This is a genomic window from Sphingopyxis sp. GW821-FHT10B01, from assembly GCF_059415685.1.
On the sequence record NZ_JBWKNS010000004.1, the window covers coordinates 454,853 to 481,796 of the forward strand.

Sequence of the window (26,944 nt, forward strand, 5' to 3'; positions counted from 1 at the left end):
ATTTAAGCCTTATCCGAGAGAGACGAACGCGAGGATCGCTTTTTCAAAAATATTTCGCGCGTGGCGGCGATTTTATGAAATCACAAAGATCCAAGGGGTGATTTTGCGGACCGACCCGCCCTCCTGCTGCACGATCGCACTCAGGGCCGATCCGGTGTCGCGTGCATCGAATACACCGTCGATCCGCTTCGCCTTCAAGGTCGGGCTCAGCACAAGAATCTTGCCGCCATACCAAGGGCGCAGTTCGTCGATTACTTCGCCTATGGGACGGTTGCGGACGACCAGTTGTCCCTCGCGCCATGCGCCCAGCAGAGCGGGATTGTCCGTGCCATGCGTGATATGGTGGCGGGCATCGACGCGCGCCCATTCGCCGGCTGCCAATTCGCGCGTCGGGGCAGGCGCGGCGCCCTGGTCGATCACCTGCACCCGCCCCCGTGCCACCGATACGGCCGTGGACTGGCCGATCTGCCGCACGTCGAAACTTGTCCCCAGTACCGTCGTGCGAATATCCCCCGCGGCGACGCGAAACGGTGCATTGGCGTCATGTTTCACGTCGAACCATGCCTGTCCGTCGAGCAGCCGGACGTTGCGCTTTCCCGCGTCATAATCCACTGCAATCGCGCTCTGTGGCCCCAGGCGGACGGCGCTGCCATCGTTCAGGATTACAATCTCGATTTCACCCGTACCGGTCATATGGTCGGCCCGGGCGTACAGCATGGCGGGCGGACCGAGCCAGGCCAGCGCCAGCGCTGCCGCGAGGGCTCCGCCCACCTGTCTGCGATGCAGGCGGGGCGGGCGGGGCCAACGCCGCGATGCGTGCTGCGCCATCGCTTTGGAAAAGGGCAGGGGGTCGCTGCGCCAGTGACTTTCGAATTCAGGGCGGGTTTCGCCAATCGCCTCGAACACCGCGGAAACCGAGGCCCACGCGCGCGCATGGGCCGGGTCGTCGTCGAGCCATGTTTCGAACGAATCGGCGGTGGCGCGGTCGTCCGGTTCTTCGCGGAGCCGGATCAGCCAGTCGGCCGCCTGCCGGTGCAGGGCGTGCGGATCACCAGGCACGGGCTTGCTCCGAAACGAACCGGTGCTTTTTGCCGGGCGCCTTATGCGCGGGTTGAACAGAGGCGGCCGAAAGCGCATGCGAGAGAGACGAGCGGACGACCGGCTTTTTCAAAAAATCATTCCCCGTCATGAAGCGGACCGGTCGAGGCCGCAGCGATCGGCGCAGGCCGCAAGGCCGTCCGAAATGGCCAGATGCACCAGTGCGATCGAAATATTCAGGCGGTCCGCAATTTCCCGCAGCTTGAACTGGCCAAAGCGATGCATCTCGATCGCAATTCGTTGCCGATCGGGCAGACCCCGAAGGACGCGGAGGACGCAGGCAAGGTCGCGGCGGCTCGAAAGCGTGGCCTCCGGCGAAGCTTGTGGGTCTTCTACGGTACGGATCGCGGCATCGAGGTCGCCGCCGCTGATCCGCGCTTCCCGTGCCTTCCGGCGCAGGAGGTCGATCGCCAGGTTTCGAACCGTGCGTCGCAAATAGCCAAGCGGCTCGCGTATCGCGGCCGTGTCCATCCGGGTCGAAAGCAGCCAGGCGTCCTGGACGATGTCCTCCGCCTGCGTTTTGTCACCCACGATCCTGACGGCATAGTCGATCAGCACGGCGCGATGTGTCATGAAGACCCGCTCCGCCAGCTGTTCGTGTTTCACGCAATTTGCTTTCTTCAGTTCGCCGCGGCTCCCTCGAACCCGTTTCAGTTCTCCCATGGCGCAAGCGACTCATTTTTGCAAATGAGTCGCAATAAGAAAATCGGTGCTGAAATGGTTCCGATCGTTGAGGCCGGACAGATGCCCCATCCACACAAATCGGTGTGGTAGCGTCGGGCACGCGAGGCGCCTCGTCTCACGCGGTCCCGCTTTTGCCGATCCATCGTCGGCGAGGGCAATTGGAGCGGCAGAAAAAGCAGACCGGATCAGACGGAGCCGGACATGCCGGCTCCGTCTGGTCTTTTAGTCGAAGAGCTCTTCCAGAAAGGATTTGCGGCGCTTGGGATATCCTTTGTGATGTCCGCCGTGGCGGGGATCCCAGGAGGTCGGCGGCGCGCTTTGCGGATAATGTTGCTGGGCCGGCGCGGGCGGCGGCGGCGCATCGGAAGCGAGGCTGCGCTCGATGATCTTGTCGAGTTCGCCCCGATCGAGCCACACGCCGCGGCACTGTGGGCAATAGTCGATCTCGACGCCTTGCCGGTCGCTCATCGCGAGCGGCACCTTGCAGACCGGGCAGGGCATGCCAACGGCGGACCCCGTCATCGCTGCGCCCTCCCGCCGGACGACCGGAGCGGATAGTTGAATGGCTGCGGCGCGGCAGCGGCGGAAAATGGATGCGTCATCCCATAGACTCCCAGTTGTGATCCAACCGAAGTCCCGACATGGCCTGGGAAGCATATAGGTCAAGCCACATCGAGTATCCTCGATGCGGTCCGACATCACGATCCATGAGATCGCCAGAGGGGCCCGGCCCGCAGCGCGAAGATAAGCCCTGAACATTCAAATTCAATGGGGTGATTCAGTCGATGTCTTCACCTTTGGCAATCGCGAGCCACAGAGAGACAGATTGCCGGATCACAGGTTTCGGACTGCGAACCCCTGATTCTGGTCACCACAAATTTCCGGTCATAGTTCGAACAGCGTCGGTTCGTCCGGTTGCGGTGTTTCGATGACCAGCAGGCCCAGATGCATGGCCTGGGTAATCAGATGCGCCCTGTTCCGCGCGTTCAGTTTCAACCGCACATTCTCGATGTGCCGTTCGACGGTCCGCGGCGCGATATTGATCTCGAGCGCGATCTGCTTGGCGGAGCAGCCGACGGCAACCAATTCCAGTATTTGATGTTCACGAAAGGTCAAATGCGGTTCGACGTTCAAAGCGTTTCGATGCACGGTGCAATCCCCTGACACCCAAGGCGTGGACAATTCGCGACCGACGAGCATCTTTCTTGCGCAGCAGCGCTGCAACCCACCTGCTCTGCCTCCGATGATATCTCTTTGCGCACTGTTTAGCAATTAACGTAAACTAATTAAGGATATAGAGGCGCCACTGGTGTCAATACAGCTATATGGTTGAAATTCATTATTATATTCATCCGAAACGCTAAGAAATATTACGTAAGTGATTTTGCTATGATAATCTCGCACACGAATTCCTAGGTCTTTACCCGGATGGATTCCGCAGGCGCAAAGGCAGATGAGACTCGCAAACGGGGTCGCCGCAAATACCAATTCCAGATTGGAGACGTGGCGTGCAAGGTTTGTCGGCAGAGTTTCAACGCGGATCCATTCCGCAGGATACCATCCTTAAATTTCGTAAAGGCGAGATCATATTTTCGCAGGGCGATCCCGGCGATTGCTGGTTCGAAGTCGTCTCGGGCACCGTCCGGACCTGTCACTTTCATGTAGACGGGCATCGGCAGCTGACCGGCTTCTTCTATCAGGGCGATGTGTTCGGCGTTGAATATGGTGCCCGCGACTCCGCGGCAGAGGCGGTGACCAATACGATCCTGACGCGCCGTCCGGCCTTGAACGGCGAACCGAATTCTTTCGGGCAGAACCGCGCGCTCGAACGCGCGCTCGATAGCGCGAACCAATGCATATTCCTGCTTGGTCGCCGCAACGCCAGCGAACGCGTTGCGGCCTTTCTATTGATCGCGGCGAAAAGGCTGTCGGCACTCGACAGCATCCCCTTGCCGATGACGCGCAGCGATATTGCCGACCATCTGGGCCTGACGATCCACACCGTCAGCCGGACCATCTCGGGCTTCGTCCGGCAGGGCCTCATCGAGCTTGAAGGGCCGCAATTGTGCCGGCTGATCGACCTTGAAGGGCTGCGCGCCATCGCCGGGGAGGAAATGGGCGTGGCGATCGACAATATGGGGGCGATGCGGCCGCAGCGAGGGGCCACCCGACAGGGAGCGGGCGCATGAGCATTCTGTCCTCCCCGCCCGCCCTGCGTCATCTGGGCATGGCGACGGTCGGCCTGTCGGTCGTTTTCGTCCCTTCGCACGCCGAAGCAAGCGAAACACCGGCAATCGAATGTCTGTGCGAGATGCTTCCGTTCCTCGATACCGCGCCGACCTGGAACGCCGGAGCGGCTGGGCCGGGCACCGTGAAAGGTCAGCCGGCGGCGAGCGCCGAGGGCGAGATCGAGGCGCAGCGCCGTATCATCGCCGAACAACGCGCGCTGATCGACCAGCAAAACGTCCTGCTCGCGGAGCAGCATCGGCAGATCGCGCAGATGCAGCAACAGCTTGCGACGCAGCAGGTTCAGGTCGACCGGCTGACATCCTATGCGCTCGCCGATCAGCCGCTGAATCTGCTCCGCGGCGCGGGTATGGGGCAGGGTGCCGGACCTGGCCCCGCGCTGCCCGGCCCCGGCAGCGACGCCGTGGGCCTCCCTGATGCGCCGGTCGGCGAGGCACCGCCGCCGAGCGAGTCGCCCACACAAACCGTCGCTGCGGTTCCCGAAGGACAGGGTGTGCTGACGCGCGCCGGCGAACTTATCTTTGAACCGTCGTTCGAATATACGCGTTCGTCGACCAACCGCCTGGTCTTTCGCGGGATCGAGCTCATCCCGGGAATCCAGATCGGGCTGATCGAGGCCACCGACGCCGACCGTGACACGCTCGTCGGCACCGCTTCGCTCCGCTACGGGATCAGCGACCGGCTCGAAGCCGAAGTGCGCTTGCCCTATCTCTATCGCAACGACCGGATCGAGGTCGTCCAGCAACGCGACGAGGGCATCGTCCGGTCCATCGCATTGCGCGAGGACGGGATCGGCGATGCCGAATTTTCGCTCCGCTATCAGTTCAACCGGCCGGTCGGGCAAAAGCCGATCTTTGTCGGGTCGCTGCGCGTGAAATCCGACACCGGCAAGGGGCCGTTCGACATCGGATATGACGAATTTGGGGTCGCGACGGGGCTGGCCACCGGGTCGGGCTTCTGGGCTGTCCAGCCGGGGATCAATTTCCTGATGCCGTCGGATCCGGCGGTGATCTATGGCGGCGTGGCCTATCTTTATCATATCCCCCGCGACGTGAACAAACTGGTCGGCGAGGTGCTGGTAGGGCGAGTCGATCCGGGCGATGCGGTTTCGGCCAATATCGGCTTTGGCTTTGCGCTCAACCCGCGCTTTTCCTTCTCGCTCGGCTATCGTCACAATTATATCTTCCCGACGCGATCGGAGATCGGCGACACGATCCAGAAGTCCAAATATCTCCACGTCGGCTCACTCAATTTCGGTATGTCGTACCGCCTGACCCAGCGCGATGTGCTGAACCTCGGCTTTGAAATCGGCGTGACCGAGGATGCGCCCGACGTGTCGATCACGCTGCGCATGCCGTTCGGCGGGAAAATATAAGTCCCGTCGGTCGTGACCATGGCCCACAAAGAAAGAAGCCCCGCCTAAAGAGGCGGGGCCAGGTGAACCGTCCCTGTCGAAACGGGGGCGGGGGGTCGTTCAGTTCCCGAGTGCGCCAACCGTCTGCGCACCCATAACGGCGCCGATCGCGTCGCTCAGCCGCGTCGACGCCAAGCCGTCGCGGAAGCCTTCATAGCCGCTGAGATCGAGCACGGCGTCGACCTGCTGGTTCAGCGACACATTGCTCGCGGTGTTGATCAGCACGTTCTGGATCGCATCGGTGCTCTGGACCAGCGCCGTCTGACCGTTGTTCGCAAGGAACACCTGCTCATTGCCTACGCGCATGGTGATGCCGCCGCTGGTCAGGATGCCGCCCTGAATCTGCGACGCATCGACCGCGGTGAGGGACGGCGATACGAAGCGTTCGATTGTCGACCCTTGCGGGGTCCAGCTGACGACGGTGCGCAGCGCCAGTTCGTCGTTCACAAAGCTGCGGATGTCGGCGCCGAACGCGATCACCATGCCCTGGAACGCAAAGCCGCCGCGCTGTTCGGCCAGAACCTCGTCGGACACCGTCGCGGCATCGACGAGCGGATCGTCGGCGCGGACCTCGCTCGCCGCGAACAGCGCGGGGGCGATCGCGAGCAGGAGGATGCGTTGGGACATGGCCGGCCTCATTTCACCGTGCCGACGCGGACATCGAGCAGGATCTGCGGCGTCAGCTGATATTGGGGGGGGAGATTGGTCGTCAGGTCGCCGATCGAAACGTGGAGCGAACCATCTTTTTCGAGCGGGGCTTGCGACCAGGGTCCCCAGTCGCCGGCGAGATTGAAGGCGGGGCGCTGCTTAGCGCCGTCGACGATCGCGAGCGCGATGCCGTTCCAGTGTTTTTCGAAATCGGCGAGCGAATATTGGTTGAGCCCGAGCACCGAATCGCCGGTGAGCACGCGATCATTCTGAACGCCCTTGATCACCACGAAATGTTTGAAGCCGTTGAGATCCATCAGCACGATGGTCGGGCGCTTCACCTGCTTGAGTTGCTCGACGGTGATCCGGAAGCCTTCGGCGCGATAGCCGCGCGAGGCGAGATAGGTTTTCATGTCGAGCATCGAAAAGCCGACCTTGCGGATCGCCTCGCGGTCGCCCAGATTCCACATCGCGCGGAAAGGCATCGTCTCGGCCGTCGGTTCGCCATAATGATAGGTGAGCAAGGTCGCGAGCGCGGCCGATCCGCAGCTGAAATCATAACGCTGGCGAACGACCGAGCGAAAGGGAATGTCCCACCAGGTCATCACCTGAAGCTGGAAGTTGCCGCCGGTTTCGGGGCCGGTAAGCCGGACCTCGGCAGTCGCGGGCGTCGCCGCAAGGGCGCACAGCAGGCCCGCGATCAGGGTTCGCATGGGCCGCATGGCGCGCTCAATCGCCGAGGTTGATAGTCAGGTTCATGCCGCTTTGGGCACTGACCTGTGCGCCGGTGTTGATCAGCAGATTGCCGACACCGTTGAAATTGGACAGGGCAAAATCGCTGAGCGTGACCGCGCCTGCCGTATAGTCACCCTTGAGGATGTTGCCGCTGACGATCGAGTCCATCGTCTGGTTGGTGATCACAAGGGACTGGCCGCCGCGCTGGGTATCGAGTTCGCTGTCGTTCAGCATCGGCGATAAGCGTTCGGATTGCGCCGGAATGGCCGGGGCCGCAGATGCTTCGACAGGAACCGCCTCTGCAACGACGGGCGCCGCCGCATCGGGTGCGGGCAGCTGGGCCGATACGGGCACGGACAAGCCTGCCGTGATCAGCAGGACCAGATGCATCGGGGGTTTCATAGCTAGGGGCTCCTTGAAAGCGATACGGAGGGAAATGGCCGACCCGCCAGTGGTGTCGGGCCGGCCATCCGGGGGACGCGATTAGTCGCCGTCGCTGCCGCCGCCGCTGCCGCCGTCGGAACCGAAGGAGACAGTGCCTTGTGCCGCGATGTTGGTCGCAGCCTGGGTGTTGGCGTTGATGCCCGTGTTCCAGGCAGCATTCAGGATGCCCGCATATGCCGCGAAGGCATTGCCGCGGACATAGTTGTCGCCGCTGTGGTAGCCGACTGCCGTCGAGCTTTCGTCGAGGCCGTCCAGATCGACGACTTCGTCGAGATATTTGTTGATGTTGGTGGCGCTGAGCGTCTGGGTTGCGACAACGAGGGTGTTGCCATTGCCCGAACCGTTGCCGTCATTATCCTGATCATTGTCCTGATAGCTGTCGGCAGCATTGTCCTGGACAAACAGGTCGATCAGGTCATTGACGACGACAGTGTCATTGCCAACGCCGTTTGCGGCGCCGTTGGTGTTGTTGTCATTGTCTTGATTCTGTTGCGCGAAGGCCGGTGCGGCCGAAGCTGCGAGCGCCAGCGTCGACACCGCCAGCATGACTTTCTTGATCATGACTCTTCCTCTCTAAAAAGGGGATGGCGCGCGATGCCCCTTGGCATGGCTGATGCGGATCCTCCCCGACTCCGTCCGCATCGGTGCGAACAAGGCGATCATGGTCCGCTGCGGCAGGACCCGCTTTGCGAATTGGCAATGTCGGGGGTGGAGAAATACCCAGATGATATCGGTGGGGGATTTGCTCCGGCCGCACCGGGCGGCGGCGAGCATGTCATGCCGCCCCGGCCACGCGCGTCTCGTCGTGGCCGGATCCGGACGGAAAAATTCCGTCGCGACGTCAGAAGCTTTTGGGCAGCCCCAGCGCGTGGGTCGCGACATGGCTCAGGATCAGGTTCGTGCTGATCGGCGCGACCTGATAGAGGCGTGTCTCGCGGAACTTGCGCTCGATGTCATATTCCTCGGCAAAGCCGAAGCCGCCGTGCGTCTGAACGCACATGTCGGCGGCATACCAGCTCGCTTCGGACGCGAGCATCTTGGCCATATTGGCTTCGGTCCCGCCATCCTGCCCGGCGTCGAACAGGCGCGCGGCCTTGTCGACCATCTCGGAGGCGGCCGCGAGCTGGACATAAGCGCGCGCGATCGGGAACTGGATACCCTGATTTGTCCCGATCGCGCGGCCGAAGACTTCGCGATCCCTGGCATAAGCGGTGGCGCGGTCGATGAAGAAGCGGCCATCGCCGATGCATTCGGAGGCGATCAGGATGCGCTCGGCATTCATGCCCGACAGGATATAGCGAAAGCCCTTGCCCTCTTCGCCGATCAAATTCGCGGCGGGGACTTCGAGATCGTCGAAGAACAGCTCGGTCGTGGCATGGTTGAGCATCGTGCGCACGGGCCGGACGGTCAGCCCTTTGCCCTGCGCCTCGCGCATGTCGACGAGCAGCACGCTCATCCCGTCCGACGGTTTGGCGCATTCCTCGCGCGGGGTGGTGCGGCAGAGCAGGATCATCAGATCCGAATGTTCGGCGCGGCTGATCCAGATTTTCTGCCCGTTGACGACATAATTGTCGCCTACCCGCTTGGCGAAGGTGCGGATGCGCGTCGTGTCGGTGCCTGCGGTGGGTTCGGTGACGCCGAACGCCTGCAGGCGCAGTTCACCGCTTGCAATGGCGGGGAGATAGGCCTGCTTCTGCGCCTCCGACCCATGTTTGAGCAGCGTGCCCATCGTATACATCTGCGCATGACAAGCGCCGCCGTTGCAACCCGAACGATGGATTTCCTCGAGCACCGCGGTCGCCGCGCCAAGGCCGAGGCCCGAGCCGCCATATTCCTCGGGAATCAGCACCGACAGGAAACCCGCTGCGGTCAACGTGCGAACAAACTCGGTGGGATAGATGCGATCGCGATCGAGCTTTTGCCAATATTCGCCCGGAAACCCGGCGCACAGACGGCGCACAGCGTCGCGGATTTCGGGATAGCTTTGTGGCTGCGCTTCGGACATCGGCTTTTGGCTCTCCCCTGATCGTCGGGGAGAGCCTTAGGATACGAAGCATCGGGCGCCAACCCTCAATCAGATCGAGGGCAGGTCGAGACCTTTCTCGCGTGCGCAATCGATCGCGATATCATAACTCGCGTCGGCGTGGCGCATGACGCCGGTGCCAGGGTCGTTCCACAGCACGCGCTCGAGCCTTTTCGCCGCTTCGGGGGTGCCGTCGGCGACGATCACCATGCCGCTGTGCTGCGAATAGCCCATGCCGACGCCGCCGCCATGGTGGAGCGACACCCAGGTCGCGCCCGACGCGGTGTTGAGCAGCGCGTTGAGCAGCGGCCAGTCCGAAACCGCATCCGATCCGTCGCGCATCGCCTCGGTCTCGCGATTGGGCGAGGCGACCGAGCCAGAGTCCAGATGGTCGCGGCCGATCACGATCGGCGCCTTGAGTTCGCCGCTCGCGACCATCTCGTTGAACGCGAGGCCGAGCCGGTGGCGGTCGCCGAGTCCGACCCAGCAGATGCGCGCGGGCAAGCCCTGAAACTGGATCTTCTCGCGCGCCATATCGAGCCAGTTGTGGAGGTGCGTGTTGTCGGGGAGCAACTCCTTCACCTTGGCGTCGGTCTTGTAAATATCCTCGGGATCGCCCGAGAGCGCCACCCAGCGGAAGGGACCGATGCCGCGGCAGAAGAGCGGACGGACATAAGCGGGAACGAAGCCGGGGAAGTCGAAGGCGTTCTCGACGCCCTCGTCCTTCGCGACCTGGCGGATGTTGTTGCCATAGTCGGTCGTCGGTACGCCCGCAGCCTGCAGGTCGAGCATCGCCTGGACGTGCACTGCCATCGACGCCTTCGCGGCCTTGGCGACGGCGGCCGGGTCGCTTTCGCGCTTCGTGGCCCATTGATCGAGGGTCCAGCCCGCGGGAAGGTAGCCGTTGACCGGGTCGTGCGCCGAGGTCTGGTCGGTGAGCAGATCGGGGCGGATGCCGCGGCGAACCATCTCGGGCAGGATCTCCGCCGCGTTGCCGAGCAGGCCGACCGAGACGGGCTTGCCTTCGGCATGGCTCGTTTCGATGATGGCGATCGCCTCGTCGATGTTCGACGCCTGCTTGTCGAGATAGCCGGTACGCAAGCGCATCTCGATGCGGCTCGGCTGGCATTCGATTGCGAGGCACGAGGCGCCCGCCATCACCGCCGCGAGCGGCTGCGCGCCGCCCATGCCGCCGAGGCCGGCGGTGAGCAGCCAGCGGCCGGCAAGGCTGCCGCCATAATGCTGGCGGCCCATCTCGACGAAGGTTTCGTAGGTGCCCTGAACGATGCCCTGGCTGCCGATATAGATCCAGCTGCCCGCAGTCATCTGGCCGTACATCATCAGGCCCTTTTTATCGAGCTCGTGGAAATGCTCCCAATTTGCCCATTCGGGGACGAGGTTCGAATTGGCGAGCAGCACACGCGGCGCATCGGCGTGGGTGCGGAAAACACCGACGGGCTTGCCCGACTGGATGAGCAGGGTTTCGTCGTCATTGAGGCGCTTCAGCGTCTCGACGATCTTGTCATAGCTTTCCCAGTCGCGCGTGGCGCGGCCAATACCGCCATAGACCACCAATTCCTCGGGTCGTTCGGCGACGTCGGGGTGGAGGTTGTTCATCAGCATCCGCATCGGCGCTTCGGTGAGCCAGCTTTTCGCGCTGATCTCGGCGCCGGTCGCGGGGCGGATCACGCGGCTGTTATCGAGGCGGGTGGTCATGAGATTCCTTTCGCAAAGTCGAGGGTGGCGGCGATCACCTGCTGTAAAGCCGGCAGGATCGCGGGGTTCGGGTCGATGGGGGAAGGCCAGTTGCCATGCGTCAGCTCGGCCGGTTCGGTCATATAGCCGCGCTGCGCGAGTTCCATCTGGATCGCATGGATGCCATCGTCGGGGTGGCCATAGTGGCGCGTCGTCCAGCCACCCTTGAAGCGGCCGTTGACGACATGGCTCTTGCCGCTTGCGGCGCAGATGTTCGCGACGATGGTTTCGAGTTCGGGGGCAGCGGTTGCGCCGTCGTTGGTGCCGATGTTGAACTGCGACAACTCGCCGTCGAACAGGCGCGGGACGTGGCTGCGGATCGAATGCGCGTCGTAGAGGACGACGCGGCCGTGCTGCGCTTTCAGACGATCGAGTTCGCTGGCCAGCGCCTCGTGATAGGGGCGATGATAGAGATGAAGGCGCTGCGTTACCTCGGTCTCGTCGGGGCCATCGAAACGATAGAGCGGCTTGCCGTCGAAAGTTGTCGTCGGGCACAGCTCGGTCGTCGCCTGCCCGGGATAGAGCGATGCGCCCGACGGATCGCGGTTCATGTCGATCACGCTGCGCGAGATATCGGTCGCGACCAATGTTGCGCCCATGTCGGCGGCGAAGGCGTATAGCTCGGCAATCCACCAGTCGGTGTCGAGCTGCGCGAGCCAGGGCGACACATATTGGTCGTCGAGCCCGGCGACGCTTGTCCCCCCGTGCGGGAAGGCGATGACCAGCGGCGCGTCGCCGCGATGGACGCGCAGCCAGTCCATCAGGCGACGCCCGGCAGGTCTGCCGGAACCGCGGCGACGAGGCTGCCCGAGCGGATCAATGCGGTCGCGGCCTCCATGTCGGGATGGAAATGCCGGTCGTCTTCGAGCGTCGGCACCTCGGCGCGGAGATGCTTGTGCGCGGCTTCAAGCGCGTCGCTCGATGTCAGCGGCGCGTGGAAGTCGATGCCCTGACACGCGGCGAGCAGTTCGATCCCGATCACCGCGCTGACATTGTCGGCCATCTCGAGCAGGCGGCGCGCGCCGTGCGCGGCCATCGACACATGATCCTCCTGATTGGCCGAAGTCGGGATCGAATCGACGCTCGCCGGATAGGCGCGCTGCTTGTTCTCGCTGACCAGCGCCGCAGCGGTGACCTGCGGGATCATGAAACCCGAGTTGAGACCGGGGCGCGGGGTGAGGAAAGCGGGGAGACCCGAGAGCGCAGGGTCGACGAGCATTGCGATCCGGCGCTCCGAAATCGAACCGATCTCGCACAGCGCCATCGCGATCATGTCGGCGGCGAAGGCGACGGGTTCGGCGTGGAAATTGCCGCCCGATACGGCTTCGTCGGTGTCGGCGAAGATCAGCGGATTGTCCGACACACCATTCGCCTCGATGCTGAGCGTCGTTGCGGCCTGGCGCAGCAGGTCGAGGATCGCGCCCATCACTTGCGGCTGGCAGCGCAGGCAATAGGGGTCCTGCACGCGCGGATCGTCGATGGCGTGCGAGGCGCGGATTGCTGAGCCCGTCATCAGGCCGCGCAGCGTATCGCCGACTGCGCGCTGCCCGGCATGACCGCGCAGCGCGTGGATGCGCGCATCGAAGGGCGCGTCGGAGCCCTTCGCAGCCTCGGTCGAAAGCGCGCCGGTGATGAGCGCGGACTGGAAGATTGTTTCGGCGCGGAACAGGCCCGCGAGGGCGTTGGCGGTCGAGAATTGCGTGCCGTTGAGCAGCGCCAGTCCTTCCTTGGGCCCGAGATCGAGCGGGGCGAGACCCGCTTGCGTCAGCGCTTCGGCCGCGGGCAACGTCTTGCCGCCAACCTCGATGGCACCGACGCCGATCATTGCGGCGGCCATATGCGACAGTGGCGCCAGATCGCCGCTCGCACCGACCGAGCCTTGCGACGGGACGACCGGGGTGAGGCCCTTCGCGAGCATCGCCTCGATCATCGCGACCGTTTCGCGCCGCACGCCCGAGGCGCCCATGCCGAAGCTTGCGAGCTTCAGCGCCATCATCAAGCGAATGACGGGAACGGGCGAGGGCGCGCCGGTGCCCGCGGCATGGCTGAGCACGATGTTACGCTGGAGGGTCGACAGCTCGTCGTCGGCGATGCGCACGCTCGCGAGCTTTCCGAAGCCGGTGTTGATGCCATAGACGGGCGCGCCCTTCGCGACGATCCGGGCGACCGCGGCGGCGCTCGCGTCGATCGCGATCCACGCACCGGCACTCAGTTCGGCGCTCGCGCCTTCGTAGATCGCGCGCCAGTCAGCGAGCGCCATGGCGCCGGGGATGATGATCATTGTCCGTCCTTGATACGTTGGTGAAGCGGGTTGAAACCGATGCGGTAGACAAGCTCGGCGGGATCGCTGACGTCCCAGATCGCGAGGTCGCATGCCTTGCCGGCTTCGAGCGTCCCGATTTCGTTGCTCAGTCCGAGCGCGGCGGCGGCGTTCACTGTCACGCCGCGCAACGCCTCGACGACGGTCAGGCCGAAGAGGGTCGCGCCCATGTTGAGCATCAGCAGGAGCGAGGTTGTCGGCGACGTGCCGGGGTTGTTGTCGGTCGCGAGCGCGATGCACGTCCCGTGGCGGCGCATCGCTTCGATCGGCGGCAGCTTGGTTTCGCGCATGAAATAATAGGCGCCGGGCAGCAGCACCGCGACCGTGCCCGCCTCGGCCATCGCGCGGACATCCTCGTCGGTCGCATGTTCGAGATGGTCGGCCGACAGCGCGCCATACCGGGCCGCGAGCGCGCTGCCGTGAAGCGCGGACAATTGTTCGGCGTGGAGCTTGACCGCGAGGCCGTGCGCCTGCGCCGCTTCGATCACGCGCGTGCATTGCGCGGGCGAGAAGCCGATGCCTTCGCAAAAGGCGTCGACCGCGGTGGCGAGCGGCGCGGCGGCGGGGATCATTTCGCCCACGACGAGGTCGATATAGGCGTCGCTGTTGCCCTTATATTCGGGGGGCAAAGCATGTGCGCCGAGGAAGGTCGGTTCGACGCGAATGTCGCGATGCTCGGCGAGTGCGCGCGCGGCGCGCAGCATCTTGAGCTCGTCTTCGGTTGACAGGCCATAGCCCGACTTGATCTCGATTGTCGTGACGCCCTCGGCGATCAGCGCGTCGAGACGCGGGAGAGCGCTATCGACGAGGTCCGCCTCGCTTGCCGCGCGAGTCGCGCGCATCGTCGACACGATGCCGCCGCCCGCGCGCGCAATCTCTTCATAGCTCGCGCCGGCCAGCCGCATTGCCCATTCGTTGGCGCGGTTGCCGCCGTGGACGAGATGCGTGTGGCAATCGATCAGGCCGGGCGTGATGAGGCGAGCGCCGCAATCATGGACCTTTTGCGCCGTCGCCGGGGCGCCGTCGGCGGGGCCGGCATAGACGATCCGGCCATTCGCCGCCGCCACGACGCCATTGTCGATCAGGCCGAGGTTACCATCGGCCATCGTCGCGAGTCGGGCGTTCGTCCAGAGATGCTCCATGTAGACATTGTTGTCCGGATGCGTCATTATGTCTAGACATAATATGAGGACGAAAGATGATGGCTCTCTGGTTCGAACGCGCATGGATAGGCAGCGGCTGGGAAAAGGATGTGCGGCTGCGCGTCGCTGACGGCCGGATTGCGGCGATCGAAACGGGCGTTGCCGCGGAACAGGATGATCAGAGGCATCGCGTCGCTCTGCCCGGCCTGTGCAACGTCCATAGTCATGGGTTCCAACGCGGCATGGCGGGGCTTTCCGAGCGTCGTAGTCGACCTGATGACAATTTCTGGAGCTGGCGCGAGATCATGTACCGCTTCCTCGACCGGCTGACGCCCGAGGATGTCGCGGCAATCACCGCGCAGGCCTATGTGGAGATGCTCGAGACGGGCTTCACCCGCGTCGGCGAGTTTCATTATCTGCATCATGACGCGGCGGGTGCTTCCTACGCGGACCCCGCCGAAATGGCGGGTGCGGTGTCGCAGGCGAGCGCGGCGAGCGGCATCGGCCTGACCTTGCTCCCCGTCTTCTATGCGCATGGCAATTTCGGCGGTGCCGCGCCGAGCCCGGGGCAGCGGCGTTTCCTTTGCGATATCGACGGCTTTACCGCGCTCCTCGACGCATCGCGGCCCAAGCTAACCGGCGACGCGAATATCGGCGTCGCGCCGCACTCGCTGCGCGCCGTTTCGCCGGAGGAACTGGCGGCGCTGCTTGCCCTCTCGCCGACGGGTCCGGTCCATATCCATGCCGCCGAGCAGGTGAAGGAAGTCGAGGATTGCGTTGCGTGGAGCGGCGCGCGTCCGGTCGAATGGCTGCTCGATCATGCCGGCGTTGATGAACGCTGGTGCTTGATCCACTCGACCCATCTCGATGCCCGCGAAACGCAGCGGCTGGCCGCGAGCGGCGCGGTGGCCGGGCTGTGCCCGATCACCGAAGGCAATCTGGGCGACGGCATCTTTCCCGCGGTCGATTATCTCGCCGCGGGCGGCCGCTTCGGGATCGGTACCGACAGCAACATATTGGTGGACGCGGCGCAGGAGCTTCGCGCGCTCGAATATTCGCAGCGGTTGGCACAGCGCGCCCGCGCCTTGCTGGCGAGCGAAGAGGCGCCCTTCGTCGGCGCAAATCTGTTCGCGCACGCGGTACAGGGCGGGGCACAGGCATTGAATGTGCCCGCCGGTCTCGCCGTCGGCCACGCTGCCGACATTGTCTCGCTCGACCTCGATCATCCTGTTTTTGCGGGAACCGACGACGCGACATTGCTCGACCGCTGGATCTTTTCGGCACGCGCGGGTGCGATCGACAGCGTGTGGCGCGCGGGCGCCAAGCGTGTCGAAAAGGGTCGTCATATCGATGCCGAAAGCATCGCCGCCGCCTATCGCGCCTGCGTCGCGCGGCTGCTCGGATGAATCCCGCGCGCCGCATCCGCGACGAGATCACCGCCTCGATCCAGTCGGGTGAATGGCGCCCCGGTGACCGTGTCCCCACCGAACAGGAACTCGCGGCGCGCTATGGCTGTGCGCGCGCAACGGTGAGCAAGGCGCTGGGCGAACTCGCCGCGTCGGGACTGGTCGAACGGCGGCGCAAGGCCGGAACCTTTGTTGCGCATCCGCCGGTCCATTCGGCGGTGATGACGGTGCCCGACCTTGCCGAACTGATCGCGGCGCGCGGCGAGGCCTATCGCTGGAACCTGACATCGATCGGGCCAGCGGACCCGGCCGACGACCTGTTCGCCGGCCCCGCACTCCGCATCGAGGGTGTGCATATGGCGGCCGGCGAAGCCTTTGCGCTCGAGCGCCGCTTTATCGCACTCGGCGAGGTGCCCGAGGCGGCGGACGCCGATTTTGCGGCAGAGGCGCCGGGAACCTGGCTGCTCGGGCATATTCCATGGACGCAGGCGCGGCACGTGATCCGCGCGGCAAACCCGACGCGCAAGGAAGCGGGGCTTCTGGCGATCGGGACCGGCGTCGCTTGCCTCGATCTCGACCGAACGACATGGCGCGCAGGGCGCGTCGTAACCCATGTCCGGCAGCTGTTTCGCGGCGATCGCTTCGATTTGGTCGCGGAGTTCAACGCCGGGCCGTGAGGGTCAGACGCTTTCGATCTGCGTCAGCGCCAGCGCGCCGAGTAGGCCGACATTGTCACCCAAGGCGGGCGATACGATCAGCTTTTCGGGGTCGCCGGCGAAATAGCCGTTCGATGCGGCAACCGCCTCGGCACGGACGCGTTCCATCAGGCCCGGTGTTCCCATCACGCCGCCGCCGAGGATGATACGTGCGGGTTCGAGGGTCGCCTGAAAGGTCGCGGCCGCCTGCGCGAGATACCAGGCGATCATCTGGTGCCCGATGTGATCGGCCGGCATTTCGGACAGCGATGCCCCCCAGCGGGCAACGATCGAAGGACCGGCGGCGAGGCCTTCGAGGCAATCGCCGTGAAAGGGACAGTGCCCCACGAAACCCGTATCGAGGGGGTGGCGCGGCATACGGATATGCCCCATCTCGGGATGGCTGACGCCATGGATCAGCCGGCCCCTGACGACCGCGCCGCCGCCGACGCCGGTCCCGACCGTCAAATAGAGGGACGCGTTCGTTCCCTGACCCGCCCCTCACATCCATTCGGCCAGCGCGGCGCCATTGACGTCGGTATCGATCGCGACCGGGCAATTCAGCGCGCGGCCGAACGGCCCGGCGATGTCGGTATCGCTCCAATGGGGCTTGGTCGTGCGCGTGATATGTCCCCATGTCGGCGAGGCCTGGTCGAGGTCGAGCGGCCCGAAGGACGCGATACCGACCGCGGCATAGTCTGTCTCCTGTTCCTGCAGCCACGCGATCGCTGCGGGAATCGTCTGTTCGGGGACGACCGTGTCGATGCGTGTCCGCGCGTGAATCCGGCGCGATGCGTCACCGACGCCGACGATGAATTTCGTCCCACCCGCCTCGATCAGTGCGATTTTTCCGTCCATTCCCAGAATGATCCTGACCAGCCGGGCCCAATGCCGATCTGAATGGGCGAGAAGCGGGGCGATGACAATGGTTTGCGAGCGGCGGGCTCAGCCGTCGGACAGGGCGACCTTTGCGGCGTCGGCGGGTTCCGGGATCCATGGTGAGGTGAGCAATCCCGCCGGACCGAAAAGCGCTGCAAAAGCATCGGGGCCGCGAACCGCGGTTGTCAGCGCCTCGGCACGCGGATCGTCGACCGCACCGTTCGCACCGCGCAGATGGGCAATCCAGCCGGCGATGCCCGCGAGGATCGCCGGGCAGCTGCGTCCCATACGCTGGTTCGCCGCCAGCGTTTCCAGCCAGCGCTGGGGGATTTTCTGGCTGCCGTCGGCGGCGATCTGGATGAGCCGGTGGCGGAGCGCGGGATTGGCGAAGCGATCGAGCAGCGCTGCGGCATAGCTGTCCAGATCCTGCGCCGACGCGGCCGCGATTGTCGGCGCAGCTTCGGCACGCATCAGCCGTTCGATCAGTGGCGCGATCGCAGGATCTGCGATCGCCTCGTGGACATGGGTGTGGCCATGCGCGAGCCCGATATAGGCAAGCGCCGAATGGGCGCCGTTCAGCATCCGCAGCTTTGCCGTTTCATAGGGACGGACATCCGCGACCAGTTCGGCGCCCACCGCTTCCCACGCCGGACGCGGACCGGCAAAGCGATCCTCGATCACCCACTGGCTGAACAGTTCGGTGACGACGGCCGCGGCATCCTCGATGCCGATACGCGCAGTGAGTTCGGCGCGGTCGGCGTCGGTCGTTGCGGGCACGATGCGGTCGACCATCGTCGAAGGGCAGGCGCATTCGCGCTCGAACCAGCCGAGCAGCGCCGGGTCGTACTGCGCCACATAGGCGGCCATCAGGCGCGCGAGTTCGCCGCCATTGTCGGACAGATTGTCGCACGAGAGCAGAGTGAGGCCGGGAAGGCCGGCGTCGTGCCGGCGGCGCAGCGCAGCGGCGAGGAGCGCGTAGAGGCTCGTCTCCCCTGCCCGCGCGGGATCGAGTTCGCCGTCCGGCGCCCGGCAATAGCCTTTTTCGGTGACCGTCAGCGTGACGATGCGCGTTTCGGACGCGGCAATCCGGTCGATCACGGCGGTGGGGTCGCGCGGCGCGACGAAGATCTTGCGGACCGACCCGACGAGCCGCATGCGCGTGGCACCGGCCGCGCGTTCGCTGACGGTGTAGAACCCATCCTGCGGCACCATCTGGTCCGCGACGTCGACCGAGCGCATCGACACACCCGCGATCGCCCAGTCGCGGTCGCCGTTCGTCATCGCGCGGTCGGTGTACCAAGCCTGATGCGCGCGGTGGAAGGCGCCGATGCCGAGGTGGACAATACCGATCGCCTGCGCGCGGCGGTCATAGCCCGGCCGTTCGACCGCCGCGTCGAGCTGCGCGACCGTCGCCTCCGACAGCCTCACAGCTTATAGGCTCGCTTTGCGAGACCATAGGCGAGGTCGACGGCGAGTTCGGCCGCCTCCCAATCCTCGAGCCGGTGTTCGGTGACGAGTTCGGCAAGGAAGCCGCAGTCGACGCGGCGCGCGACATCGTGCCGCGCCGGGATCGAGAGGAAGGCGCGCGTGTCGTCGTTGAAGCCGACCGTATTGTAGAAGCCCGCGGTCTCGGTGCACATGCGGCGGAAGCGGCGCATCCCCTCGGGGCTGTCGTGGAACCACCAGGCGGGGCCGAGGCGGAGGCAGGGATAATGGCCGGCGAGCGGCGCCAGTTCGCGGGCATAGCTCGTCTCGTCGAGCGTGAAGAGGATGAGCGACAGGCGGGCGTCGTTGCCGAAACGGTCGAGGAGCGGCTTGAGCGCGTGCACATAATCGGTGCGCATCGGAATATCGGCGCCCTTGTCGCGGCCGTAACGCGCAAAGACCTCGGCATTATGGTTACGGAAGCTGCCGGGATGGAGCTGCATCACCAGCCCGTCTTCGACGCTCATCGCCGCCATTTCGGTGAGCATCTGGGCGCGGAATAGTTCGGCTTCGTCGGCGGTGAAAACGCCGCAGCTCACCTTGCGGAACAGCGCCTCGGCTTCTTGTGGTGCCAAGTCTGCAGTCCGCGCGGTCGGGTGCCCATGGTCGCTGCTCGTCGCGCCCATCGCCGCGAAGAAGGCACGGCGCTGGCGGTGCGCAGCAAGATAGCCCGGCCACGAAAGGCAATCCTCGCCGGTCAGGTCGGAGAAGCGCCGCAGGTTACCGCGGAACCCCTCGAAATCGGGATCGACGACCGGGTCGGGGCGATAGGCGGTAATGACGCGCCCGTCCCAGCCGCTGTCACGGATTGCGGCATGATGTTCGAGCGTGTCGAGCGGGCTTTCGGTCGTCGCGATGACCTCGATCCGGTAGCGCTCGAACAGCGCGCGCGGGCGAAAGGCGTCGGTGGCGAGCGCTGCGTTGATATGGTCAAAATAAAGGTCGGCGGTCGCGGCGTCGAGGCGGAGGTCGAGCCCGAACGCCTCGGCGAACACCCAGTCGAGCCACAGGCGCGACGGGGTGCCGCGGAACAGATGATAATTTTCGGCGAAGAGCCGCCAGGCCGCGCGCGGATCATAGTCGGGATTGCCGATCCCCAGCGCCTCGAGCGCGAAGCCCTGCGAGTATAGCATCCGGAAGACATAGTGATCGGGTTGCAGCAGCAGTTCGGAGGCGTTGCCGAACGGAGCATTGCCGGCAAACCACAACGGGTCGGTGTGGCCGTGCGGGCTGAGGATTGGCAGATGTTCGATCGCGGCGTGAAGCTCGCGCGCCAGTGCGCGGGCGCCGGGTTCTGCGGGGAACAGCCGGTCGGGGTGGAGCAGGAGCGGGCGGGTCATCGCGATTGTCCTTCTTGGCGAGGCGCGGTCACGCCGTGGCGCGCGAATAGCGATCGCGGTGCGCCTGCGCCGCCTGCCGCGCGGCCTCGATCTGCTGCTCCTCGATCGCGAACAGCAGGCTGTCGATAACCTGCGTGAGATGATTGCGCATCGCGGCGCGCGCGGCGGCGGGGTCGCGTGCGCGCAGGGCGTCGAGGATCGCGCGGTGCTCGTCGACGACGGGCTTGATGTTGGCGGTGCGCGCCTTGGCATGGAGCAGCGCGGCTTCGGGCGAATTCGAGCGGATGTCCCACAGTCGCTCGATCGCGTCGTGGATCGCCATGTTGCGGGTTGCGCGCGCGATCGCGAGGTGAAACGCGCGGTCGGCGCGTTCGGCGCCGCCCGGTTCGCGGTTTTCGTCCGCGATCCCGGCAACGAGGCGCGCGATGTCCTCGATTTCCTCGTCGCTGATTTGCGTCGCAGCGAGCGCCGCCGCTTCGCCTTCGAACATCAGCCGCGCCTCGGTCAGTTCGAACGCGCTGACGTTGAAGCCGCCGACCCGGTCGGTGCCGGGGAGGCTGCGCACATAGGCACCTGACCCGACGCGAACCTCGATCAGGCCCTGCACTTCGAGCGCGATCATCGCTTCGCGAACGGTCGGGCGGCTGACATTGTAGCGCGCGGCCAGTTCGCGCTCGGCGGGAAGCCGTGCGCCGACGGCAAAGGCGCCGCGCGCCAACTCCTCGACAAGCTGGCGCGCCAGATCCTGATAGAGCCGGTCCTGGCCCTTTGTTTCTGCCGCGGTCATCGTTGCTCCTGATTGGCCTTACCAATTATGTTGACAGGTTGATGCGTGCTGGTCAACAGATACTGCGGCGCTCCCGCCTTTTGCACAGGTCATGCCATGAAGATCGAATCCGCCAAGGTGATCGTCACCAGTCCCGGCCGCAATTTCGTCACGCTCAAGATCTTCACCGATCAGGGCGTTTACGGGATCGGTGACGGGACGCTCAACGGCCGCGAACTGTCGGTCGTCGCCTATCTCGAAGAGCATGTGATTCCCTGTCTGATCGGCATGGATCCGCGGCGGATCGAGGATATCTGGCAATATCTCTATCGCGGGGCCTATTGGCGGCGCGGGCCGGTGACCATGCGCGCGATCGCCGCGGTCGACATGGCGCTATGGGACATCAAGGCCAAGATGGCGGGGATGCCGCTATACGATCTGCTTGGCGGCCGCAGCCGCGACGGCATCATGGTCTATGGCCATGCCAATGGCGGCGACATCGCCGAGACCGTCGATGCGGTCGGCCATTATCTGGACATGGGATATAAGGCGGTGCGGGCGCAGACCGGCGTGCCGGGCATCAAGGACGCCTATGGGGTCGGGCGCGGCAAGCTTTATTATGAGCCCGCCGACGCGTCGCTTCCCTCGGTAACCGGCTGGGATACGCGCAAGGCGCTGAACTATGTGCCGAAGCTGTTCGAGGAATTGCGCAAGACCTATGGATTCGGTCCTCATTTGCTGCATGACGGCCACCATCGCTACACGCCGCAGGAAGCGGCGAACCTCGGCAAGATGCTCGAGCCCTGCCAGCTGTTCTGGTTCGAAGATTGCACGCCGGCGGAAAATCAGGAGGCGTTCAAGCTGGTGCGCCAGCATACGATCACCCCGCTTGCGGTTGGTGAGATTTTCAACACGATCTGGGACGCGAAGGACCTGATCCAGAACCAGCTGATCGACTATATCCGTGCGACCGTCGTGGGTGCGGGCGGGCTGACCCATTTGCGCCGCATCGCCGACCTGGCCAGCCTCTACCAGATCCGTACCGGCTGCCACGGTGCGACCGACCTGTCGCCGGTGACGATGGGCTGCGCGCTGCACTTCGACACATGGGTGCCCAATTTCGGTATTCAGGAATATATGCGCCATAGCGAGGAGACCGACGCGGTTTTCCCGCATGACTATCGTTTCGAAAAGGGCGAGCTATTCTGCGGCGAAACGCCGGGGCACGGTGTCGATATCGACGAGGCGCTCGCGGCAAAATATCCCTATAAGCCCGCCTATCTTCCCGTCGCGCGGCTGGAAGACGGGACGATGTGGAACTGGTGAGCCGTCTCACGCGGCCGCGTTACGCGGGCGGTTTCCAGAGATAGGCGGCCGAGGCAAGATCCTGCACGATCGACCCCAATGACTTGTAGATGGTGACGTCGGATGCGGCGATGCGGCCCGGCGCAGCGCCTGAAAACACATGGCCAATCTCGGGCAGGACATGCACCTCGGTGACCAGCCCGGCTTCGCGCGCGTTCAGATATTCGGCGCCTTGCGCGAGCACGCCCTCGCGATGATCGGGAATAAATCGCGCCCGCGCGACGAGCGCGGCGTCGATTTCCGATGGCCCGGCGCGGCTCGACCCGACGGCGTTGATATGGGTGCCGTCCGATACATGGCTGTCCAGCAATATGGGGTCGGCGGCCCCGGTCAGCGTGCAGATGATGTCGGCATCCTTCGCGGCCTCCGCAACCGTGGCGGCGACATGGGCGGCGAGGCCGAGATCGCCGGCGATGCGATCGACCAGATCGAGCGCCCGGCCCGGCGAACGACCCCAGACGCGCACTTCGTCCAGCGGACGGACATGGCGAATGGCGGCTACATGATGCCAGGCCTGCTCGCCGGTCCCCACGATGGCGAGGTGGCGGGCGTCGGCGCGTGCGAGCGCATCGGTCGCGGCAGCCGAAGCCGCTGCGGTCCGGATCGCGGTGACTTCGCCGGCATCGATGACGCAAACCGGCGCTCCGTTCGCGCGGTCGAACAGGATGATCACGCCCTGATGCGAGCCGCTATGGGCAGCGGCGGCGGGAAAGATGCTGATGATTTTCGCGCCAAAGCCTGCACCATCGAGCGCGCCGGGCATGACCCCGAACAGATCGCCGCCGCCCAGCTCGATGATCCCGCGCAGCAATTGCTGGCTTCGCCCTTCGGCGAGCGCGATCATCGCCGAACGCATCAACGCTATGCAGACGTCGTGGGGCAGGCGGCGGGTTACCTCTGCTGCATCGATGAAGCGGATCGGATCAGCCACCCCAGACACTTTCGGCATGGCGGAGGAAATTCAGGCCCATGATCTTCTCGATCCGGCCGCTCGAATAACCGCGCGCGGCAAGCAGGCCGATGAGCTTGCGGAACTGATCGGGCCCGCGCAGGTCGACGACGAAAGGATAAGTGTCGGGCCGTTCGCCGGCGGCGCTGATCCCCGCGGCGCGGCGCTCGGCGATCTCCTTCGCGAGGACCGCGGCATAGGCCTCCAGATCGTCGATCTGAGTCACCAGACCGTCGGTGCCGATGCCGACATGATCTTCGCCGCATATATTCACCGCATGATCGATATGGCGGACGACATCTTCGGCGCGGGCGTGACCCGATATGTTGAGGAAGGGCATGAAATAGATGCCGACAAAGCCGCCCTTTTCGGCGACGAGCCGCAATTCGGAATCGGTTTTGTTGCGCGGCAGGTCGGTGACCGCGCGGCAGCCGGTGTGGTTGATCGAGATTGGCGCGGTCGAGGCGTGCGCCGCTTCGAGGCAGGTCTTCTCGCCGCTGTGCGACAGGTCGACGATCATTTTCTGCGCGTTGAGCCGCGCGACGACTTCGCGCCCGAAGGCGGTGAGGCCGCGATTGTCGGGCGCCATCGATCCATCGCCGAGCATGTTGGCGGGATTATAAGTGAGCTGGAAGATGCGTACGCCGAGGTTGGCGAAGATGTCGACGCGGGCCGGGTCCTTGCCCATCATCGCGCCATTCTGAAAGCCATAGATGAGGCCGATCTTCTTCTCGGCCTTGGCGCGGCGGATGTCCGCGACGCTCAATATCTTGGTCAGGTCGCGCGGATAGCGGCGCAGCAGCATGTCCATCTCGGCAACGTCGGCGACGCTCTTCTCGAACGGTTCTGCGGGGCCCGCGACATAACCGAAGGTGCAGTTGATCGCGGTGACCCCCGAGGCATGGGCCTCGGCGAGCACACGCGGCGAAAAGGGGTCGGCGGGGGTGTCGCGCAGATTGGGATCGGCCAGCCCGCCGAGCGCGTTGACGATCACCCATTTCCGGCTGTCGGGCCCTGCGGCCCCCCACGCTGCCGAGGGTAGCAGCGACGTCGCGGCGAGCCCCGCCGCGCCTGCGATCATCGCGCGCCGGTCAATCGTCATCACCCAATTCCTTTTTCGTTGGAGGCGTGAAATCGGCGCGCCGATATTCGCGGCCGCGCTTCACCGTCATTTCGATGCGTTCGATATTGTCGATGTTGGCGATCGGGTCCGCGGTCAGCACGACGAAATTCGCCAGCTTGCCGGGCTCGATCGACCCCATGTCCTTGTCCCGGCCCGCCGCGCGCGCGCCGACGAGGGTCGCCGAATGGATGACGGCGAGCGGGGACATGCCGACGTCGTGCGCCAGATAACGCAGTTCGGCATGCACTTCGGGCCATGCGTCGCCCGCCGGATTGACATAGTCGGTGCCGGTCGAAATCGGGATGCCCGCGCGCCACGCCTGCTGCGTCAGGCGGACCGTTCGCGCACCGCTGCAGCGCAAAGGTTTCGCTTTCGGATCGGCCTTGCGCTCGGCCTCGAACTTGACGAACAGGCTGCCGGTCGCATCGAGGATCGTGCCGTGCTTTTGCATCGCGCTGTAAAGGCGGGCGACAACCGGATCATCGCCCGTTTTTGCAAGAAAGGCCTCATCGACCGGCGTGCGGTCCTCATAGGCTTCGAGCATTTTGGGCTGCGCCTCATAGCCCAGATAGCAGACATGGCTGATCACATCGGCGCCCGCGGCGATGACCTCGGCCGGGCGGGCCGGGAAGATCGCGCTATGCGCCCAGATCATCAGCTTCTGTCGATGTGCTTCCGCGGTGATCGCCCTGACACGCTCGGCAGGCAAATCGGCATAGATTTTGATCGCGCTGGCCGAGGTGCCCCGCGCGAGCGTGACCGCGGTGCGCAAATCGGTCTTTTTGTCGATCGCCTGCATCCATGGCGCTGTGCCCGGCGCAAAGCCGCGGCTGACCGACAGGACGCGGGGGTCCTCGAAAAAGGGCGGCCCCGCCATCAGTGCCGCATAATAGATGTCGGGCGCGATAATCTCGCCGACCAGCGAGGCGCGCGCCAGGTCGCCGACAGCGCGCAGATCGTCGGCCATGTCGCGGACCGCGGTGACGCCGCCGTAAAGCTGCCGGCGCAAGATTGCTTCGGCGCGCATCCGGTTGGGCGGCGTCGCAAGGTGAACATGGCTGTCGATCAGCCCGGGGATAATGAAGCGTCCGGCGAGATCGACCCTGCGCGCGGTGCCGGCCTGACCGTTCAGGCTGTCGTGCGCGCCGATGGCCACGATCTGCTCGCCATCGACCAGAATGTCCTGCTTCAGCCGCGCCGGGCTGCCGGTCCCGTCGATGACCGTGACATTCGCATATAGAACCGGTTCGGCAGCATAAGACGGTGCTGCCACGATCAGCGATGCCGCAAGGCCCAGAAAACGAATGGCGCCGAACAGGGCGGGCGAGCGTGAGCGGTCAGCAATCATGCGCCCGTGGCTAGCCGCCTCATTTCACGTCCGCAATCGCCGAGAAGACCGTGCCGGGAAATATCGGGGAGAGTGCGTGGTGCCGGCTACAGGATTCGAACCCGTGGCCCCCTGATTACAAATCAGGTGCTCTACCAACTGAGCTAAGCCGGCGCACCCGCGCCCTTTGCTTCAAATAATGCCAAAGGTCCAGCCTTCGGTTCGCGCCAATGTGTCGTCGAGCGGCGCGGGGTTCCAGGGTGCCGGGCCTGACGCGATAGCGCGGAGCCAGGCGGCGGTGAGCAGCGCGTCGCTCGCATGGTCGCTAACTGGCCCCGCCAGGCCGCACCCCGGCGAGCCAAGCGCCGCGAGCGCCATGTCGAGCGCCGAGCCGTCGCGGATCTTGCTGCGCCCGGGCGGCAGGCCCGCAGCGCGCGCGGCAAGGCTGGTATAAGTTTCGACGAGCAGTGGCCCCCGCGCGGGCACGGGATCGAGCGGCCAGAGCGGTATGCGATCGTGCAGCCGGTGGAGCAGGCGCATTCCCGCGAGACTCGCCTTGCCGACCTGCGCCGCGCCGACAAGGTTGAAGTTGCTGACGCTCGCCGCCTGTTTCGTCGTCCGCTGATGCTGTTCGACAATGCGCAGCCGCCCGGCGCCGGGCGCGAACAGGTCGCCGACATCGCCGCCGGCAAGGCGAAAGTGCCGCCGCGCTTCGGCGTGCGCCAGAAATCCGCCAACCTCATAATGCGGATCGTCGATGGCGAGTCGTTCGACGAGCGACCAGAGCGCGGGGATATCGGGCGGGCTCTCTACCCACTCGGGAAAATAGGCCGCGCGGTCGGCAAAGGCGAAGGCGGCCGAAAAATCGAAGCCGATCAGCATGTCCTCACCCGCCGCAGCGACGCCCTCCAGCCAGTCGAGGATCTCGGCCCGCGACCAGACATGCCCTGGCCGCACCAGTGCGGGCGCCGCCGCGTCGCTGGCGACTGCGAGCGCAATCCCGCGCTGCCTTGCACCGCGGGCGCCGGACCAGTCGAGTGCGGCGAAATGAGTGAAACGGCGCATCGACGGGCTTTAGCGCATGCATGTCGTCTTGCAC

The 26,944-nt window shown here is 64.9% G+C and carries 25 protein-coding genes, 1 tRNA gene and 1 pseudogene; 5 read left to right on the plus strand and 22 right to left on the minus strand.

Translation table 11 applies throughout. The features are described from left to right. Positions 1-72 precede the first annotated feature (72 nt). The 4 genes from AC07NV_RS14890 to AC07NV_RS14905 form a co-directional block, all read right to left on the minus strand. The gene (locus AC07NV_RS14890; RefSeq protein ID WP_495167144.1) at positions 73-1,059 is read right to left on the minus strand and encodes a FecR family protein; all 987 of its coding nucleotides are present in this window, start codon (positions 1,057-1,059) and stop codon (positions 73-75) included. A 126-nt stretch (positions 1,060-1,185) separates the two neighbouring features. Then, on the minus strand, positions 1,186-1,761 hold the full coding sequence (locus AC07NV_RS14895) for a sigma-70 family RNA polymerase sigma factor (protein ID WP_495167145.1): 576 nt from the start codon (positions 1,759-1,761) through the stop codon (positions 1,186-1,188). Positions 1,762-2,004: 243 nt separating this feature from the next. Next, complete coding sequence (locus AC07NV_RS14900; protein ID WP_495167146.1) at positions 2,005-2,304, minus strand: TFIIB-type zinc ribbon-containing protein; 300 nt, start codon at positions 2,302-2,304, stop codon at positions 2,005-2,007. Between the two features lie 363 nt (positions 2,305-2,667). Next, positions 2,668-2,916, minus strand: coding sequence for a response regulator transcription factor (locus AC07NV_RS14905; protein WP_495167147.1), 249 nt, complete (start codon positions 2,914-2,916; stop codon positions 2,668-2,670). A gap of 374 nt (positions 2,917-3,290) precedes the next feature. Here AC07NV_RS14905 and AC07NV_RS14910 point away from each other — a divergent pair, with 374 nt between their 5' ends. Both AC07NV_RS14910 and AC07NV_RS14915 read left to right on the plus strand, forming a co-directional pair. Next, the gene (locus tag AC07NV_RS14910) at positions 3,291-3,971 is read left to right on the plus strand and encodes a helix-turn-helix domain-containing protein (RefSeq protein ID WP_495167148.1); all 681 of its coding nucleotides are present in this window, start codon (positions 3,291-3,293) and stop codon (positions 3,969-3,971) included. Next, the gene (locus tag AC07NV_RS14915) at positions 3,968-5,404 is read left to right on the plus strand and encodes a hypothetical protein (RefSeq protein ID WP_495167149.1); all 1,437 of its coding nucleotides are present in this window, start codon (positions 3,968-3,970) and stop codon (positions 5,402-5,404) included. The genes AC07NV_RS14910 and AC07NV_RS14915 overlap by 4 nt, the downstream gene beginning before the upstream one ends. 99 nt (positions 5,405-5,503) lie before the next feature. Here the strand turns inward: AC07NV_RS14915 and AC07NV_RS14920 are convergent, their stop codons facing one another. The 9 genes from AC07NV_RS14920 to hutI form a co-directional block, all read right to left on the minus strand. Then, positions 5,504-6,070 (minus strand): hypothetical protein, encoded by a 567-nt coding sequence (locus AC07NV_RS14920; protein ID WP_495167150.1) that lies wholly within the window; start codon positions 6,068-6,070, stop codon positions 5,504-5,506. 8 nt (positions 6,071-6,078) lie between these two features. Further along, positions 6,079-6,804 carry a C39 family peptidase gene (locus tag AC07NV_RS14925; RefSeq protein WP_495167151.1) on the minus strand — a complete coding sequence of 242 codons (726 nt, stop codon included), beginning with the start codon at positions 6,802-6,804 and terminating at the stop codon, positions 6,079-6,081. 16 nt (positions 6,805-6,820) lie between these two features. After that, positions 6,821-7,228: a hypothetical protein gene (locus tag AC07NV_RS14930; RefSeq protein WP_495167152.1), complete on the minus strand. Its 408-nt coding sequence runs from the start codon at positions 7,226-7,228 to the stop codon at positions 6,821-6,823. Between the two features lie 81 nt (positions 7,229-7,309). Then, entirely contained in the window at positions 7,310-7,831 is a 522-nt protein-coding gene (locus tag AC07NV_RS14935) for a hypothetical protein (protein ID WP_495167153.1), read from the minus strand. Between the two features lie 280 nt (positions 7,832-8,111). Then, positions 8,112-9,275 (minus strand): acyl-CoA dehydrogenase family protein, encoded by a 1,164-nt coding sequence (locus tag AC07NV_RS14940; RefSeq protein WP_495167154.1) that lies wholly within the window; start codon positions 9,273-9,275, stop codon positions 8,112-8,114. A gap of 69 nt (positions 9,276-9,344) precedes the next feature. Then, complete coding sequence (gene hutU / locus AC07NV_RS14945) at positions 9,345-11,009, minus strand: urocanate hydratase (protein ID WP_495167155.1); 1,665 nt, start codon at positions 11,007-11,009, stop codon at positions 9,345-9,347. After that, positions 11,006-11,809, minus strand: a complete 804-nt coding sequence (gene hutG / locus AC07NV_RS14950; RefSeq protein WP_495167156.1) for an N-formylglutamate deformylase — start codon at positions 11,807-11,809, stop codon at positions 11,006-11,008. Before hutG ends, hutU begins: the two co-directional genes overlap by 4 nt. Then, entirely contained in the window at positions 11,809-13,329 is a 1,521-nt protein-coding gene (gene hutH, locus AC07NV_RS14955; RefSeq protein ID WP_495167157.1) for a histidine ammonia-lyase, read from the minus strand. Before hutH ends, hutG begins: the two co-directional genes overlap by 1 nt. Then, the gene (gene hutI / locus AC07NV_RS14960) at positions 13,326-14,537 is read right to left on the minus strand and encodes an imidazolonepropionase (protein ID WP_495167158.1); all 1,212 of its coding nucleotides are present in this window, start codon (positions 14,535-14,537) and stop codon (positions 13,326-13,328) included. Before hutI ends, hutH begins: the two co-directional genes overlap by 4 nt. Before the next feature lie 29 nt (positions 14,538-14,566). Here hutI and AC07NV_RS14965 point away from each other — a divergent pair, with 29 nt between their 5' ends. Both AC07NV_RS14965 and hutC read left to right on the plus strand, forming a co-directional pair. Continuing rightward, on the plus strand, positions 14,567-15,916 hold the full coding sequence (locus tag AC07NV_RS14965) for a formimidoylglutamate deiminase (RefSeq protein WP_495167159.1): 1,350 nt from the start codon (positions 14,567-14,569) through the stop codon (positions 15,914-15,916). Beyond that, positions 15,913-16,593, plus strand: a complete 681-nt coding sequence (gene hutC / locus AC07NV_RS14970) for a histidine utilization transcriptional repressor HutC (protein WP_495167160.1) — start codon at positions 15,913-15,915, stop codon at positions 16,591-16,593. The genes AC07NV_RS14965 and hutC overlap by 4 nt, the downstream gene beginning before the upstream one ends. Before the next feature lie 3 nt (positions 16,594-16,596). Here hutC and AC07NV_RS14975 read toward each other — a convergent pair. The 4 genes and pseudogenes from AC07NV_RS14975 to AC07NV_RS14990 all read right to left on the minus strand — a co-directional run bounded on the left by AC07NV_RS14975 (position 16,597) and on the right by AC07NV_RS14990 (position 21,102). Continuing rightward, a pseudogene (locus AC07NV_RS14975) lies at positions 16,597-17,469 on the minus strand (ROK family protein). A gap of 87 nt (positions 17,470-17,556) precedes the next feature. Continuing rightward, positions 17,557-18,918, minus strand: coding sequence for a mannitol dehydrogenase family protein (locus tag AC07NV_RS14980; protein WP_495167161.1), 1,362 nt, complete (start codon positions 18,916-18,918; stop codon positions 17,557-17,559). Further along, the gene (gene uxaC, locus AC07NV_RS14985) at positions 18,915-20,315 is read right to left on the minus strand and encodes a glucuronate isomerase (protein WP_495167162.1); all 1,401 of its coding nucleotides are present in this window, start codon (positions 20,313-20,315) and stop codon (positions 18,915-18,917) included. The genes AC07NV_RS14980 and uxaC overlap by 4 nt, the downstream gene beginning before the upstream one ends. 28 nt (positions 20,316-20,343) lie before the next feature. After that, positions 20,344-21,102, minus strand: coding sequence for a FadR/GntR family transcriptional regulator (locus AC07NV_RS14990; protein WP_495167163.1), 759 nt, complete (start codon positions 21,100-21,102; stop codon positions 20,344-20,346). 96 nt (positions 21,103-21,198) lie between these two features. Between AC07NV_RS14990 and manD the strand changes: the two genes are divergently transcribed. Further along, positions 21,199-22,407 (plus strand): D-mannonate dehydratase ManD, encoded by a 1,209-nt coding sequence (gene manD, locus AC07NV_RS14995; protein ID WP_495167164.1) that lies wholly within the window; start codon positions 21,199-21,201, stop codon positions 22,405-22,407. 19 nt (positions 22,408-22,426) lie between these two features. On the opposite strand, the gene AC07NV_RS15000 is transcribed toward manD, so the two are convergent. The 5 genes from AC07NV_RS15000 to AC07NV_RS15020 all read right to left on the minus strand — a co-directional run bounded on the left by AC07NV_RS15000 (position 22,427) and on the right by AC07NV_RS15020 (position 26,910). After that, positions 22,427-23,377 (minus strand): ornithine cyclodeaminase family protein, encoded by a 951-nt coding sequence (locus tag AC07NV_RS15000; RefSeq protein WP_495167165.1) that lies wholly within the window; start codon positions 23,375-23,377, stop codon positions 22,427-22,429. Further along, entirely contained in the window at positions 23,370-24,497 is a 1,128-nt protein-coding gene (locus AC07NV_RS15005) for a dipeptidase (protein ID WP_495167166.1), read from the minus strand. The genes AC07NV_RS15000 and AC07NV_RS15005 overlap by 8 nt, the downstream gene beginning before the upstream one ends. After that, on the minus strand, positions 24,487-25,866 hold the full coding sequence (locus AC07NV_RS15010; protein WP_495167167.1) for an amidohydrolase family protein: 1,380 nt from the start codon (positions 25,864-25,866) through the stop codon (positions 24,487-24,489). Before AC07NV_RS15010 ends, AC07NV_RS15005 begins: the two co-directional genes overlap by 11 nt. Positions 25,867-25,943: 77 nt before the next feature. Next, positions 25,944-26,019: transfer RNA gene (locus AC07NV_RS15015), tRNA-Thr, on the minus strand. Positions 26,020-26,037: 18 nt separating this feature from the next. Further along, on the minus strand, positions 26,038-26,910 hold the full coding sequence (locus AC07NV_RS15020; RefSeq protein ID WP_495167168.1) for a hypothetical protein: 873 nt from the start codon (positions 26,908-26,910) through the stop codon (positions 26,038-26,040). Between the last annotated feature and the right edge of the window lie 34 nt (positions 26,911-26,944).

What these genes read in the sequence shown, in the direction of transcription:
- AC07NV_RS14920 (WP_495167150.1), bottom strand. Translation starts at nt 6,070, where the DNA reads ATGTCCCAACGCATCCTCCTGCTCGCGATCGCCCCCGCGCTGTTCGCG.
- AC07NV_RS14915 (WP_495167149.1), top strand. Translation starts at nt 3,968, where the DNA reads ATGAGCATTCTGTCCTCCCCGCCCGCCCTGCGTCATCTGGGCATGGCG.
- AC07NV_RS15020 (WP_495167168.1), bottom strand. Translation starts at nt 26,910, where the DNA reads ATGCGCCGTTTCACTCATTTCGCCGCACTCGACTGGTCCGGCGCCCGC.
- AC07NV_RS15005 (WP_495167166.1), bottom strand. Translation starts at nt 24,497, where the DNA reads ATGACGATTGACCGGCGCGCGATGATCGCAGGCGCGGCGGGGCTCGCC.
- manD (WP_495167164.1), top strand. Translation starts at nt 21,199, where the DNA reads ATGAAGATCGAATCCGCCAAGGTGATCGTCACCAGTCCCGGCCGCAAT.
- AC07NV_RS14990 (WP_495167163.1), bottom strand. Translation starts at nt 21,102, where the DNA reads ATGACCGCGGCAGAAACAAAGGGCCAGGACCGGCTCTATCAGGATCTG.
- uxaC (WP_495167162.1), bottom strand. Translation starts at nt 20,315, where the DNA reads ATGACCCGCCCGCTCCTGCTCCACCCCGACCGGCTGTTCCCCGCAGAA.
- hutC (WP_495167160.1), top strand. Translation starts at nt 15,913, where the DNA reads ATGAATCCCGCGCGCCGCATCCGCGACGAGATCACCGCCTCGATCCAG.
- AC07NV_RS14935 (WP_495167153.1), bottom strand. Translation starts at nt 7,831, where the DNA reads ATGATCAAGAAAGTCATGCTGGCGGTGTCGACGCTGGCGCTCGCAGCT.
- hutG (WP_495167156.1), bottom strand. Translation starts at nt 11,809, where the DNA reads ATGGACTGGCTGCGCGTCCATCGCGGCGACGCGCCGCTGGTCATCGCC.
- AC07NV_RS15010 (WP_495167167.1), bottom strand. Translation starts at nt 25,866, where the DNA reads ATGATTGCTGACCGCTCACGCTCGCCCGCCCTGTTCGGCGCCATTCGT.
- AC07NV_RS14940 (WP_495167154.1), bottom strand. Translation starts at nt 9,275, where the DNA reads ATGTCCGAAGCGCAGCCACAAAGCTATCCCGAAATCCGCGACGCTGTG.
- AC07NV_RS14895 (WP_495167145.1), bottom strand. Translation starts at nt 1,761, where the DNA reads ATGGGAGAACTGAAACGGGTTCGAGGGAGCCGCGGCGAACTGAAGAAA.
- AC07NV_RS14900 (WP_495167146.1), bottom strand. Translation starts at nt 2,304, where the DNA reads ATGACGGGGTCCGCCGTTGGCATGCCCTGCCCGGTCTGCAAGGTGCCG.
- AC07NV_RS14965 (WP_495167159.1), top strand. Translation starts at nt 14,567, where the DNA reads ATGATGGCTCTCTGGTTCGAACGCGCATGGATAGGCAGCGGCTGGGAA.
- hutI (WP_495167158.1), bottom strand. Translation starts at nt 14,537, where the DNA reads ATGACGCATCCGGACAACAATGTCTACATGGAGCATCTCTGGACGAAC.
- hutU (WP_495167155.1), bottom strand. Translation starts at nt 11,009, where the DNA reads ATGACCACCCGCCTCGATAACAGCCGCGTGATCCGCCCCGCGACCGGC.
- AC07NV_RS14930 (WP_495167152.1), bottom strand. Translation starts at nt 7,228, where the DNA reads ATGAAACCCCCGATGCATCTGGTCCTGCTGATCACGGCAGGCTTGTCC.
- AC07NV_RS14925 (WP_495167151.1), bottom strand. Translation starts at nt 6,804, where the DNA reads ATGCGAACCCTGATCGCGGGCCTGCTGTGCGCCCTTGCGGCGACGCCC.
- hutH (WP_495167157.1), bottom strand. Translation starts at nt 13,329, where the DNA reads ATGATCATCATCCCCGGCGCCATGGCGCTCGCTGACTGGCGCGCGATC.